The 13,785-nt window shown below is 41.6% G+C and carries 15 protein-coding genes; 13 read left to right on the top strand and 2 right to left on the bottom strand.

The features are described from left to right. The first annotated feature begins 7 nt into the window (after positions 1-7). From csm4 to O3644_RS03840, 3 genes are read left to right on the top strand one after another with little or no spacing between them, the layout of a single operon-like run. Positions 8-916: a type III-A CRISPR-associated RAMP protein Csm4 gene (gene csm4 / locus O3644_RS03830; RefSeq protein ID WP_062006029.1), complete on the top strand. Its 909-nt coding sequence runs from the start codon at positions 8-10 to the stop codon at positions 914-916. Next, complete coding sequence (csm5, locus tag O3644_RS03835; RefSeq protein WP_371595101.1) at positions 913-2,028, top strand: type III-A CRISPR-associated RAMP protein Csm5; 1,116 nt, start codon at positions 913-915, stop codon at positions 2,026-2,028. The genes csm4 and csm5 overlap by 4 nt, the downstream gene beginning before the upstream one ends. Before the next feature lie 4 nt (positions 2,029-2,032). Continuing rightward, positions 2,033-3,454 (top strand): hypothetical protein, encoded by a 1,422-nt coding sequence (locus O3644_RS03840; protein WP_371595102.1) that lies wholly within the window; start codon positions 2,033-2,035, stop codon positions 3,452-3,454. On the opposite strand, the gene O3644_RS03845 is transcribed toward O3644_RS03840, so the two are convergent. After that, positions 3,447-3,584, bottom strand: coding sequence for a hypothetical protein (locus O3644_RS03845; protein WP_371595103.1), 138 nt, complete (start codon positions 3,582-3,584; stop codon positions 3,447-3,449). The genes O3644_RS03840 and O3644_RS03845 overlap by 8 nt on opposite strands. Beyond that, positions 3,574-4,482 (bottom strand): LysR family transcriptional regulator, encoded by a 909-nt coding sequence (locus O3644_RS03850; protein ID WP_005589634.1) that lies wholly within the window; start codon positions 4,480-4,482, stop codon positions 3,574-3,576. The genes O3644_RS03845 and O3644_RS03850 overlap by 11 nt, the downstream gene beginning before the upstream one ends. Before the next feature lie 111 nt (positions 4,483-4,593). Here O3644_RS03850 and O3644_RS03855 point away from each other — a divergent pair, with 111 nt between their 5' ends. From O3644_RS03855 to O3644_RS03900, 10 genes are all read left to right on the top strand, one after another. Continuing rightward, positions 4,594-5,409: a hypothetical protein gene (locus tag O3644_RS03855; protein ID WP_371595104.1), complete on the top strand. Its 816-nt coding sequence runs from the start codon at positions 4,594-4,596 to the stop codon at positions 5,407-5,409. A gap of 162 nt (positions 5,410-5,571) precedes the next feature. Then, a complete protein-coding gene (locus O3644_RS03860) occupies positions 5,572-6,417 on the top strand; it encodes a hypothetical protein (RefSeq protein ID WP_371595105.1) in 846 nt (281 codons plus the stop codon). A 27-nt stretch (positions 6,418-6,444) separates the two neighbouring features. Then, positions 6,445-7,410: a hypothetical protein gene (locus tag O3644_RS03865; protein WP_371595106.1), complete on the top strand. Its 966-nt coding sequence runs from the start codon at positions 6,445-6,447 to the stop codon at positions 7,408-7,410. Between the two features lie 209 nt (positions 7,411-7,619). Further along, on the top strand, positions 7,620-8,426 hold the full coding sequence (locus tag O3644_RS03870) for a dihydroorotate dehydrogenase electron transfer subunit (protein WP_223367854.1): 807 nt from the start codon (positions 7,620-7,622) through the stop codon (positions 8,424-8,426). A 12-nt stretch (positions 8,427-8,438) separates the two neighbouring features. Further along, complete coding sequence (locus O3644_RS03875; RefSeq protein ID WP_125388085.1) at positions 8,439-9,377, top strand: dihydroorotate dehydrogenase; 939 nt, start codon at positions 8,439-8,441, stop codon at positions 9,375-9,377. A 203-nt stretch (positions 9,378-9,580) separates the two neighbouring features. Next, on the top strand, positions 9,581-10,273 hold the full coding sequence (gene pyrF, locus O3644_RS03880) for an orotidine-5'-phosphate decarboxylase (RefSeq protein ID WP_062006014.1): 693 nt from the start codon (positions 9,581-9,583) through the stop codon (positions 10,271-10,273). Positions 10,274-10,320: 47 nt separating this feature from the next. Then, the gene (pyrE, locus tag O3644_RS03885) at positions 10,321-10,950 is read left to right on the top strand and encodes an orotate phosphoribosyltransferase (protein ID WP_005589648.1); all 630 of its coding nucleotides are present in this window, start codon (positions 10,321-10,323) and stop codon (positions 10,948-10,950) included. A 112-nt stretch (positions 10,951-11,062) separates the two neighbouring features. Next, a complete protein-coding gene (locus O3644_RS03890) occupies positions 11,063-12,577 on the top strand; it encodes a glycosyltransferase family 39 protein (protein WP_371595107.1) in 1,515 nt (504 codons plus the stop codon). 71 nt (positions 12,578-12,648) lie between these two features. Next, positions 12,649-13,302, top strand: a complete 654-nt coding sequence (locus O3644_RS03895) for a uracil-DNA glycosylase (protein WP_148888026.1) — start codon at positions 12,649-12,651, stop codon at positions 13,300-13,302. Between the two features lie 8 nt (positions 13,303-13,310). Then, positions 13,311-13,775, top strand: coding sequence for an 8-oxo-dGTP diphosphatase (locus tag O3644_RS03900; RefSeq protein ID WP_048774629.1), 465 nt, complete (start codon positions 13,311-13,313; stop codon positions 13,773-13,775). The last annotated feature ends 10 nt before the right edge of the window (positions 13,776-13,785 follow it).

The raw sequence follows: 13,785 nt of genomic DNA on the forward strand, positions 1-13,785 counted from the left end.
GTCTGCTATGGCCTATCAACTCTATAAATTAGATTTTAAGTCTGCGCATTTTGGCGAAGGTCATTTGGATGATTCGGTCATGACTTTCACGGCAGCCCGTCTTTACTCCGCCTTAGTGCTTGAAGCTATTAAGATGGGGGTCTTAGATAAGTTTGAAGCTTTATCTCAACAGGAGGATTTTGTGCTGACTGATGCTTTCCCCTATAATGAAGTTCCCTATCTCCCCAAGCCTATCGGCTATCCATTATTAGATAAAGTCAACCGAAGTGAAGATATTATCAAACAGCGGGAAGAAGCTAAAAAAGTAAAGAAGTTAGCTTTTATTAAGCTGGGGGATTTTGACTGCTTTCTATCTGGAAATAGTATCATCGGTGAATATCTGGCTACAAAATCAGTTAACACAAAAAACCAGCCCTTCCAAGATGGAAATCTTTATCAAGTTGCTTCAGTTCACTTTGACAAAAGCAGTCTGTATTTCATCGCCAATCAATCTGATTTGTTGGATCGTTTGTTGGAAAGTCTTCAGTTCAGTGGAATCGGAGGGAAGCGCAGCAGTGGTTACGGTGGTTTTACTCTGGATAAAACTGTTGCCCAGCCACTGGATTTTTTGGAAAAGTTAACTGTTAACCATACAGGCAAAGTCATGACTTTGACAACTTCTTTGCCAGTGGATAGTGATTTGGAAATAGCAATGAATGAGGGGCGTTACTTACTGAAAAAGGGAAGTGGATTTGCATTTAGTGAGAAAATAGAGTCTAATTATCGTAAGCAGAATCTTTACACTTTTAAGGCAGGTTCAACCTTTTCCAAAACGTATAATGGTCAAATCTGTGATGTCAGGCCAAGTAATGAGTTTCCTCATCCAGTCTGGCATTATGCTAAACCTTTATTTTATATATTGGAGGAATCCAAATGAAGACAGAATATAGGAAATTTAAGTTGACCCTGTGTACATTGGGACCAGTGCATATTGGGAGTGGTCAGCTTCGTACCGCTCGTGAGTATATTCTTGAAGGGGACGAATATTATTTTCCAGATATGACTCTGCTTTATGACGAACTTATCAAACAAGGAATTGATGAAAAATTTGAAAAATTCTTAATTGACTCGGATAATAAAACTAATCGAATAAGTGATTTTCTAGCTGAGCATGACATAACAAAACGTGATTTTGGGGGTTATAGACTTAAAGCAACAGGACTTGAAAAGCCTAAAGGAGGCTATACAGCCCGAAATCAGGAAACGACAGATCCAGGAGAAATCAATGGTGTTCATCAATTTATGAGAGATTGTTACGGTAACCCTTATATCCCGGGTAGCTCTCTTAAAGGTGCTATTCGCACTATTTTGATGAATACGCATTGGCACTCAACGAATTTTAAGCAGGAAAAAAAAGGCAAAATCGTTGAAAATAAGAAAGCGATTTCTTGGGGACCAACTAGACGACAGAGACATGAAAAAATAAAACCTTTTGATGATATTTTTAATGAAATTCGTGTCTCAGACAGTCAGCCTCTGACAAATGATGATTTAATTCTTGTTCAAAAGTGGGATTTTACTCCAGATGATACAAAGCCGCATTCACTGAGTATCTATCGTGAGGCTCTGAGACCTGGAACTAAGATGGAATTTGAAATCATTACTGCTTCAGGTTTTAAAGATGGAAGAGCCGGTGAGCTCGTTGCTTCTCTTGGAGAATATGCACAAAAATATTACTTTGGAGTGACAGAAGATGAAGCCTACGAAGGATATAAAGATTTCTTTCTAAAAAAATTTCCTAATCATTTAATTCAAAACAATTTATCCTATCCCCTCTATCTAGGTGGTGGTAGCGGTGCTTGGACCAAAACAGTATTTAGGCAAGCGGATGGCGAAGTTCAAAAACGACATAAAAAAATGTCTGGACGAGGAGCTCTAAAATTGACAAAGGCGCCTTTTTTAACCGTTGATGGTGAAATAGAATTAATTAATAATGCAGAGAATTTCTATGAAATGGGCAGAACCTGTTTTACGATTATGGAGGAGTAACAAGATGAGGACATTAATCACATTTATCAGTCAGTATGATCCGATTGGTGTAAAATTTAAACATTCGAAAAAAAAAGATGAAACAGGGCGAGAGAAAACGAACGAATTTCGAAGAGCCTTGACTATAGAGGATATTAATAACTACGAGCAAGATGGTTATCGACAGGAAATTTCGGATGGTCCTGCACTCGTAATTATTAAAGATGAAATGCCTGACAAGCTTATTGTTATATATAGTGATGAGATGAAGGTAAAGCAGAAAAACTTTGAAGCAGCTGTTCAAGCTGTTTACGATGGAAAAGAATCTCCAGTGATACAGAATGAGCATGTAAAAGAAGGGATTCACGAATTTGATACAATGTATAAATTCGTGGAAGAAATTCTTAACAGAGAAGATATGTCACATGGAGATTATATTTTAAATGTGACGAGTGGTACTCCTCAGTGTCAGGCTGCTATGTATGCTATCAATTTTATCAAGGATTATCATACAAGACTTGCTCGGGTAGATTCTCCAAATGGTAAGAAAACAAATAGGTCTAATCAGGGCGCTCCTTATTTTGAAGAAGTTGTTTTAGATGATTTATTGAAAAAGCAAGGAGCAAAATATAGAGATGGGCGTAAACCAGAAATTGAAACAGGTGAAAAATTAAAAAACAATTTATTACAGCGGACTTATGAAGATTTCATTTTGAAGTATGAATACAAAGCAGCGTTAGATATCTTAAAGGCAAATCCCGATATTATTTCCAATGAACAAGATCAACAAAGTTCAAAAAATGTATTAGAAAACATGATTAGTGTTTTTCAAAAACAGAGAGTTCTTGAAGAGCTTGCAGTTGATGATAATTTGAAATATGATGACACAGATGAGTTTCAAAAAGTGTTAAATTATTATCTGATGATTGATATTCTAAATCGTAGAGGTCAAGTGACTGATGTGCTAGTCAAGGCAAAATCCTTTGCGGAGTTTGTTATTGGAAACTATTTATTTAGAAAGCATGAAAGGTATGTCAAAAAAACTTCCAAGGGATTCAAGGTGAATTTAGAATCACTTAATAATAATGAAATTAGTGAAATTTGCGATTATATTACTCAGGAGATTAAAAAAGTGAACCCTAAAGGGAGTTTTGGTAGAAAAAGCGACCTAATGATTCATTCGTTTAGATATCTTGTAAGTTTTTTGGAGGGAAGAAGTGCGATAGTGACTAGTACTCAAAAAGTGACAGAATTAAATAGCAGACGAAATAAAGTTGCTCATGGTCTGGCTGAAATCTCAGTGGAGCAAGAGGAATTGGATGAATTAGTGAAAGGATTGAAAGAGTTGGTCATAGCCGCATATTCTGATATAGATGCCTCTTTATATCAGAAATATTTTAATTATTATGATATAAAGAATCGAGAGTTAATCAGCTGTATTAAATAGACTCCCAACCTTCCCTAACGCCTTCCCCAATCTGATAAACCTGATAGGGAAACCAAGTTTCAAAAATAGAAAAAACACCTAGATCCTGCAGTAAGCTGCCTGCTTCTAGGTGTTTTACTTTATTTATCAAACTGTACTTCCTCAATCAGATACTCGATAAAGCGCTCGCCCATCTTGGACAGGCTGGCTTTTTCGTGCTGGATATAGACCAGCTCGATTGGATCATCGATATCCAGAGGGATGGAGACGATATTGTCTCCGTTGAGGTTGCTGTTGAGAATACCGGTCGCAATCGTGTAGCCATCCAGACCGATCAGGAGGTTAAAGAGAGTTGCACGGTCGCTGACCACGATAGATTTTTTGTGGTGCTCCTGAGAGAGGATTTCCTCAGAAAAGTAGAAGGAGTTATGCGTACCTTGGTCATAGCTGAGATAAGGGAAATCTTCCAAGTCTGACAGTTGTACCAGCTTTTTCTTGGCCAGCGGATTGGACTTGCTGACAAAGATATGGGGCTGTGCTGTGAAGAGGTGGGTCGCAATCAGATGGCTATCATCCAGCATTTTAGAAAGAACATCGCGGTTGTAGCTATTGAGAAAGAGGACGCCAATCTCGCTGCGAAAGTTCTTCACGTCATCAATGATTTCCCAAGTCCGAGTTTCCCGCAGAAAGAGCTCGTATTTCTCCATATCGCTTTTTTTAAGCAATGAGACAAAGGCATTGACTACAAAGGCATAGTGCTGGGCAGAGACGCTAAAAAGCTCGCGGTGGGCGACAGGATTTTTGTATCGCTCTTCTAAAAGCTGAGTCTGCTCCACCACTTGGCGGGCATAGGAAAGAAACTCCATGCCGTCCTTGGTCAAGGTGATTCCTTTGGGATTGCGAATGAAAATCTCGATGCCCATTTCATTTTCCAAATCCCGCACAGCGTTGGACAAGCTAGGCTGGGTGATAAAAAGTTGCTTGGCAGCTTCGTTCATGCTACCTGTCTCGACGATTTTGATAATGTAGTGTAATTGTTGAATTCTCATAGGTCTATTTTATCACAAATTGGGGATTTTTTCTTGACAAATCAGGAAGATTAGCAAATGTTTGCTTGCCAAACTTGCCTGTGCTAAAATGAAAGAAATAAGGAGGGAGATATGGCCAAAGATGCTGACTATAAGAAGCGTTCAGTAGTTGGACCAATTACTATTTTTATAGTCTTTATGACAGTTTGTATCATGCTTGCACTTGGGAAACTAATGCTTACGTGGGGAGCTCATGCTGTTTATAAGGATTTGGAGCGAAAGAGTATGTCCTCGTCTGTTTATCAAAAGTCATCAGAGGAGCTTAAGCTAGAAGAGAACGTTTTAGAGAGAGGGAACCATCGTTTTACATGGACAACTGAGGAAATCATCAATCTGCAAATAAAGGATCCCGCTGCTGGTCAAAACGGATCTTCTCTGGACCAAGTCCTTGAAAAGCATGGTAAGGCCTCAAGCTTTCTTTATACTGAGAGCAATGGGAATATTGAATTAAGCTATGTCAGTGAGGGGATTCAAGGTCATCATAGCAGTCTAAGGTTGACATTTGAAAAAGATGGAGCAGGCTATCATCTCATTGGTAAGAGAGCGAATATTCTTGATGAGGCCTATCCAACTTTGCCACAGGGAGATAGTCCCTATCTCTGGACCAAGGCTGATATTGCTGCTTTACAAGTTCGTGACGAGAACACAGGCCATACTGGTATGTCCTACGAAGAGATCGTTCAATTATTTAGTCTGCCTCGAGAATCAGAAGTATTTATTTCGCGCTTGGACGCAGCAGATAGCCAGCATATTGGCTTGGAACTCAAATACTTAACTTCAGATGAAAGATATAATAATGAATGGGTTCATTTAATCTTTCATCGTCAAGAAGATGGCGCCTTTCGGTTGACGAAAGTTTCTAGTCATATTGATAGAAGAGAAAGATAGGCGGCCTTATGGCCTCCTTAGGTAGCCAAAGCAGGCAGACAGGATATTGTGGATGGCAGAGAGTCTGGCACTTTCTCAAATATATACAAACAGATTCAAGTCCATTTTGCAATTTCAATCTATTCGTGATATGATGAGTTTTTAGACTGACAAGGAGTCGTTATGAAGAGACAAGAAGATTCGTTTGAAGATATTGCTTTTGAGCTAGAAAAGGAAACCCATAAGTCTAAGTTTTTGCCGTTCATGGTAGTAGCTATTGTTGTATTTTCTATCATTGGAACAGTTTTTTTGACACTTTCTCTTTCAGGAAAAAGCAAAGCCAAGCAGATGCCAACTCCGTCTAGCCAGATTAGTTCGTCATCAAATAGTTTGGAAGATGAGAAAGCTGAAGCAGAACAATTCGCTAAAAGTCTTATCGTTTCTCCAGAAAAAAGCGGTCCCTTTCTTTGGACAGTTGAAAAGGCAGTCGCGCTTCCCATGAACAAATACAAGGGCGGAGCCGTCTTGGAAGATGTGTTAAAAGAATTTGGGAAACCGGTTCAAGGTGGGGCCTGGATTGATTTTTTGCCAAATCATAAAGTTCAAAAACATATTCGCCTTATCTGGAAATCGAAAAATGGTAGTATGGGCTATGTATCTTTAACCTTTGCTGAATTTGATGGTGTCTATAAGCTCATTTCAAAATACCATTTTAGCCTTTCAAGTGATAAAATTCAGGTGGATAACAATCCTAAAAGATCCTTTTTATGGACGCAGGCATACATCGATAGTCTTGTTATTGGTGCTAGAGAAGGAACAGCTAAAGGTACACCATATGATGAGATTGTTTTAAAAGTCGGCTTACCTCTATATCAGACGATTTCTGGAGACGACAATCAACTGAAGATGCGGGTTGATTATGTTAATCCAGATTCTTGGCAAAATCCAGAACAATTGAAAAGAGTTCATTTAGAATTCTACAAGCAAGGAGATGATAGATGGCGTTTGGTGTCTAAAGAAAGTGAGTAAACTAAATCGATAAGAAAGAGGAGGAAAATGAGGAGGAGTAGCAAGAAAAAACGTGATCTTCATTCGTTTAGAGAGATCAAAAGAGACCTTTATCGTCAACAAAAGCTAAAACGAGAAGAGCTCAGAATGATGACGATGAAGGAGGAGAAAAGAAGAATTAGCTTGGCTTTTACCCTTCTTTGTTTGGCAATCTCTTTTGCTTTGTTCTTTGGCTTCTATTATTTATCGCAACAGGTTCCTAATAAAGCTGAATTGAAGTACAAATATGACGATAAATCCTCATCAGTTAGTGGAGACAGCTCGGCTAGTCTGCAAGATGATGATGAATCAAAATTGACCCAAGAACAAAAGGAACTGAAACAGAAAATTGTTGAGGAAGATGAAGATAAGTTTGCTTTTAATTGGACATTGGATAATTTTGTAGAGCTCAAGGTGGAAAATGGGGGGACTAATAGTCCAACTTTAGAAGAGGTCATTGCGAAATACGGTAAGGGTTCAGCTGTGAGTTTTGCTACAAAAGGATTGACACTAACTTATAAGACAAGAATTATAGATGTTCCGAGATACGGCTCATCTGGACATCCTCAGGAAATCAGTTTGGTTTTTTATGACCCAGATTCGAATGGCAAGAACTATTATTTGATAAGTAAAAGTGCAGTATATTTAGATGACAGTAACTATCCTTCAGCGACGAAAGACGAATTTGTCTTTAAGTGGAAGCCAGAAGATATGGATACATTAAAAATAGGTGATAGCCAGTATGGCAAAGGTGGGATGACTTATCAAGAGGTTGTTGAGCGTTTTGGACTTCCTTCAGAACTTAATATTTATGGAAGTGGCATGAGCGATAGCCCCTTATCACTACGGGCCAATTATAGAAACTTTCGAAATATAGAACGAAAATATGATTCAGTAACTTTGATTTTCAAGCGGCAGGAAGATGGTAGTTTTTATCTGGCAAGTGCAAATAGTGAATTTGACAAGGACTGGTAAGGCTGTGATAAGTCGGAGACATGAAAAGTCTAATATTTTTATGTCTTGACAATCCTTATCGCTAACGATATAATGTTTACAATTTAACCTTTAATCAAGTCCAGTGAGGCTGCAAGGTAGGAAAAACGGTATAAGGGGCAATTTGACTGCCTCGTTTTTTGCAAAACCTTGCTGCGGCGAGGTTTTTTCTTGTAGAAAGTGAGGTTGTCATGGTTAGTGATAGTTGTAAAAAGAGATTTGGCAAGATTATGCTGGAGCAGATGGAGCTGCTGGAGCAAGTAGAAATTGCGCCTCAGATTTTTTCGATGCGCCTGAAAGGCCAGATGGTGAGCCAGATGCAGGTCGGGCAATTCCTGCATATCCGAGTGCCAGATGATAGCAAGCTGCTGCGGCGTCCGATTTCTATATCGGAGATTGACCGAGAGCAAGGTATCTGCCGGATTATTTATCGGGTCGAAGGTGGCGGGACGGCCATTTTCTCTCAGCTTTCTGTTGGTAGCTATCTTGATGTCATGGGGCCTCAGGGGAATGGCTTTGATTTGTCTCCGGTAGAAAAGGGCGATAAGATCTTGATCATTGGTGGTGGTATCGGTGTGCCTCCTCTCTTACAAACGGCTAAAGAACTGCATGCTAAGGGGGCCCAGGTTACAGCAGTGTTAGGCTTTGCTAATCAATCTGCGGTTATTTTGGAAGAAGAATTTCGTGAGTGCAGTCAGTTGTTTATCACTACAGATGATGGCAGTTATGGTCAAAAAGGCTATGTATCAACCATTGTCGACGAGTTGACAGAAGAGTTTGATGCAGTCTATTCTTGTGGGGCGCCCGGTATGCTCCAGTATGTGGATCGGACATTTCATGATCATCCCCATGCCTATCTATCGATGGAGTCTCGGATGGCTTGTGGTATGGGTGCCTGCTATGCCTGCGTCGTTCATGTAGCAGGTCAGGATGAAGCGGTCAATAAGCGGGTTTGCGAAGACGGTCCAGTTTTTGAAACTGGGACCATCGTGCTTTAGGAGGATAAGGAAATGACTGAAAATCGTTTGAAAATTTCTCTGCCAGGATTAGAGCTGAAAAATCCAATCATTCCAGCTTCAGGCTGTTTTGGTTTTGGTCAGGAATATGCCAAATACTATGATTTGGATCTACTGGGCTCTATCATGATCAAGGCGACGACGCAACATCCCCGCTTTGGCAATCCAACACCCCGTGTGGCTGAAACGCCAGCTGGCATGCTCAATGCTATCGGTCTTCAAAATCCAGGGGTTGATGCCGTTTTGGCTGAAAAACTTCCTTGGCTGGCTCAGCACTATCCAGACTTGCCGATTATTGCCAATGTGGCTGGTTTCTCCAATGAAGAATATGCTTATGTATCTGGAAAAATCTCCCAAGCTCCCAATGTCAAAGCGATTGAGCTCAATATTTCCTGCCCCAATGTGGACCATGGCAATGCGGGGCTTTTAATCGGGCAAGTCCCTGAGCTAGCCTATGAAGCGGTAAAAGCAGCAGTTGCTGCCTCTCAAGTCCCAGTCTATGTCAAATTAACCCCCAGCGTAGCAGACATTACCCAAGTGGCCAAGGCGGCAGAAGATGCGGGCGCGAGCGGTCTGACCATGATCAATACCTTAGTGGGAATGCGTTTCGACTTGAAAACGAAGCGGCCAATCATTGCCAATGGAACTGGTGGCATGTCTGGTCCAGCTGTCTTTCCTGTGGCGCTCAAGCTGATTCGTCAGGTCGCGCAGTTCACCAAACTGCCAATCATCGGCATGGGGGGAGTTGACTCGGCAGAGGCAGCGCTGGAGATGTTTATCGCTGGTGCATCGGCCATCGGCGTCGGAACGGCGAATTTTACTGACCCGTATGCCTGTCCCAACATTATAGAGAACTTGCCGCAAGTCATGGATAAATACGGCATTGAAAGCCTAGAAAGCTTGAGAAAAGAAGTCAGAGAAAATTTGCTTTAAGCTCTATTTTCTCTTGACAAACTTCCCAGTAAATTATAGAATGTTTAAGATAAAACCTTTAAAGAAGTCCAGAGAGGCTCTAAGGCGCATACGTTTAAAATGGTAGATTCTGCCACATTTTCGTGTAACCTTGCTCTCGGGCAAGGTTTTTTCTATGATTGTAATCATCTTTATAGTAAGTAACAAGCAAGGAGAAGAACTGCATGCGTGAAGAACGTCCTATTATCGCCCTAGACTTTCCATCTTTTGATGATGTCAAAAACTTTCTGGAGCATTTTCCTGAAGATGAAAAACTGTACGTCAAAATTGGCATGGAATTCTTTTATGCTATTGGTCCAGAAATTGTGCATTATCTGAAAGGCTTGGGACATAGTATTTTCCTCGATTTGAAATTGCACGACATCCCTAATACCGTGCGTTCAGCTATGTCTGTTTTGGGAACATTTGGGGTTGACATGGTGACGGTTCATGCGGCTGGCGGCGTTGAGATGATGAGAGAGGCTAAAAAGGTCCTCGGTGACAATGCGAAGCTAGTAGCGGTGACCCAGTTGACTTCGACCAGTGAAGAAGATATGCGCGACTGCCAAAATATCCAAACAACTGTGCAGGAGTCGGTTGTTAATTATGCCCGCAAGGCCAAGGAAGCTGGGCTGGATGGGGTTGTTTGCTCAGCTTTGGAAGTTGAACTCATCAAGGCAGCTACGGCGGACGATTTTCTTTGCGTGACACCGGGTATCCGGCCGGCCGGTGCTGAAATCGGTGACCAAAAGCGGGTCATGACACCGCAGGAAGCCCACCAAATTGGTAGTAATTATATTGTAGTTGGTCGCCCGATTATTCAGGCTGAGAATCCTTGGGATGCCTATCACGAGATTAAGAAACAGTGGAATAGCTAAGTAAGAATTTTAAATGAAACGAATAACAGATGTATAAGGAGTAAAAAATGACTTTAGCCAACGATATTGCACGTGACTTGTTGAAAATCAAAGCGGTTTACTTGAAACCAGAGGAGCCTTTTACTTGGGCTTCTGGGATTAAATCACCGATTTATACCGATAATCGAGTGACTTTGGCTTATCCAGAGACTAGAACTTTGATTGAAAATGGCTTTGTCGAAAAGATTCGTGCAGAATTTCCTGATGTGGAAGTGATTGCGGGGACAGCAACGGCGGGTATTCCTCACGGTGCTATCATTGCCGACAAGATGAATCTGCCTTTTGCTTATATCCGCAGTAAACCCAAAGATCACGGGGCGGGCAATCAGATTGAAGGTCGAGTGGCTCCTGGTCAAAAGATGGTTGTGATTGAAGATTTGATTTCCACTGGCGGCTCTGTTTTGGATGCTATTGCGGCAGCCAAGCGTGAAGGAGCAGATGTAATCGGTGCCGCAGCCATTTTCACCTACGAATTACCAAAAGCAGATAAGAACTTTGCGGATGCAGGCGTGAAGTTGGTGACTTTATCAAACTACACAGAACTTATCCACTTGGCTGAGCAAGAAGGCTATATCAATGCAGAAGGATTGACTTTGCTGAAGAAGTTCAAAGACGATCAAGAAAACTGGCAAAATTAAGAAGGTACGAGGAGGCGGGACTAGCATGTTCCTGTCTCCTTTTTAGGATTTACTTGGTCTCTGCTCACTTTTTAAAATAGCAAAAAGTGCCTGATTTTGTTATAATAAAGCCATGTCTAAGATTTATCATATCACTTTTTTGATTCTACAAAAAATCATGCTGGTATTGAGTCTTCATTGGCTGTTTACAGCTATTTTTCATGTGTCGCAGTTGAGTAGCTTGGCTCTGATTTTGTTTGGAGTCTTGGCGATCTTAGCGAATCGCTATCGGTTTCAGCTTAAAAAGTCTTATCATTTTCTCATGAGGCACAAGCTGGCAATTGTCTTTGTAGCTCTCCTTTTTCAGCTCATCATGCTCTTATCGGCTGAGCTTTTGATTCGACGGGACGCAGCGGTTGTTTTCACAGGGGCTTTCAAGTACCTGAAGGAGTCCTCTATTTCCAGCTACCTGACGCGCAATCCCAATAATCTGCCCCTCTTTCTCTATGAGCGTTTCTTCTTTAATCTCTTTGGCGAAGCAGCTCTTTGGATTATGCAGGGACTCAATCTTTTTTACGTCAATATTGCGTCTTGGATCCTCTACAAAGGCTGTCAACAGTATTTTTCGCAGGCTACAGCCGATGCGGTTTTTAGTCTTTATGTGACCTTGGTCGGATTTTCGCCTTACTACATGTCTATGTACACGGACATTCCTCCCTTGCCTTTGATTAGTCTACAGATTTTTCTGGCTCTGAGTTTGTTGGAAAATAAGGGGAATAGTCGCCAAATCATTTCTAGGAGCTTTTTATTAGGGATTTTGACCAGTCTTGCCTTTTTGATTCGTCCGACAGTGATGATTCTGTTGATTGCTGTTTTTGGAGTTTTGTTTTTGAGACAGAACTGGAAAAAGTTTTTCTTGACTGCTGCGGTCTTTGGCCTAAGTTTTTCAGCAGGCTATCTTCCGCTTCATTATAGTCTGGCTCACCAGACTGAAGTGCCGATTATCCAAGGCCAAGGACTGGCCAAAGGGCCACTGCTTTTCATCAATCTGGGCCTAACCAATATCGGTCACGATCAGGAAGACATGAAGGAAGGGCTTTTGCAATATGTGGAACCCGACAAGCGGGCTGACTACAATAATGGCATGTTTGCCAGAGAAAATGTTATCAAAGAAATCAAGCGTCGTCTGAAAGAATACACTCCGCTGACCTTTCTACAGCACTTATATTATAAACACTCTTTGACGGTTGCTGAAGGAAACTTGGGTTGGCTCTATCGCAGTGTTGAAAATGAAAAGACACCTTATATTTCACCGCTTTATGAGTTCACAAAAGACAATGCATTCGCCCAGTTTATCCGTGACTTTTTCCTCAATTCTGATAAGGATAGTTTTCGATTTTATTCGCTGCTCAAGCAGGCAGTTTGGATTGTCATGGCTTTGGGGCTGGTCTTTGCCCTTTGGAAATACCGACCAAATGATTCCTTGAATTTCTTGATCTTGGCAGTTTTCGGTGGTCTCCTCTTTCTGCAAATTTTCGAAGGAGGCAAGACGCGTTATCTGATTCAGTTTTTGCCACAGATTTTGATTTTATCTGCTGTAGGCTTGACTCAATATCCGCTAGACTTGACTCGCATGAAATTTTGGTAAAAGAAGGTCTAACTAGACTTGTCAGCTTAGTTGCCCGTAAGTATGGAAAGTAAAATAAAAAGGAGACATGTATGCAGCATTCAGCTTGGCACGCTTTGATTAAGGAGCAGCTGCCAGAAGGTTATTTTGCAAAAATCAATCATTTTTTAGACGAAGTGTATGCTTCGGGAACCATTTACCCACCACGGGAAAAGGTGTTTAATGCGATTCAGACGACAGATTTAGCGGATGTTAAGGTGGTTATTTTGGGGCAGGATCCCTACCACGGACCGAGACAGGCACAAGGCTTAAGTTTTTCGGTGCCTGATGACATTCCAGCTCCGCCTTCTTTGCAGAATATTCTCAAAGAACTGGCGGATGATATCGGAGTGAAAGAATCACATGATTTGACTTCCTGGGCTCAGCAAGGTGTTCTCTTGCTCAATGCCGGTCTGACAGTGCCTGCTGGTCAGGCTAATGCCCATGCCGGCTTAATCTGGGAGCCTTTTACAGATGCGATTATCAAGGTCGTCAATGCAAAGTCGGATCCAGTTGTCTTTATCCTCTGGGGATCTTACGCCCGCAAGAAAAAAGCCTTGATAAGCAATTCGCAACATTTGATTATCGAGTCGGCTCACCCAAGTCCGCTGTCTGCCTACCGTGGCTTCTTTGGCAGCAAACCCTTTTCACGGACCAATGATTTCTTGGTGACTAAGGGCTTGGAACCAATCGATTGGTTAGCATAGGAGGTAGTATGGTTCAGTTAGCAACGATTTGTTATATTGATAATGGGCGTGAATTTCTCATGCTGCACCGCAACAAAAAGCCAAATGATGTTCATGCTGGGAAATGGATTGGAGTCGGTGGTAAGTTAGAGCGAGGAGAAACCCCGCAGGAATGCGCTGCGCGCGAGATTCTAGAGGAGACGGGCCTAAAGGCCAAGCCTGTCCTCAAGGGCATCATCACTTTTCCGGAGTTTACTCCCAATTTGGACTGGTACACCTATGTTTTCAAGGTGACGGAGTTTGAGGGGGAACTGATTGACTGCAATGAAGGGACGCTGGAATGGGTGCCTTACGATCAGGTTCTTTCAAAGCCGACTTGGGAAGGTGATCATACCTTTGTTGAATGGCTGCTGGAGGATAAGCCCTTCTTTTCAGCCAAATTTGTTTATGATGGTGATAAACTGCTCGACACGCAGGTCGATTTTTACGAATAAAGGAGATAGA

The sequence above is a fragment of the Streptococcus sp. 27098_8_113 genome (genome assembly GCF_041432545.1).
Lineage (GTDB): Bacteria > Bacillota > Bacilli > Lactobacillales > Streptococcaceae > Streptococcus.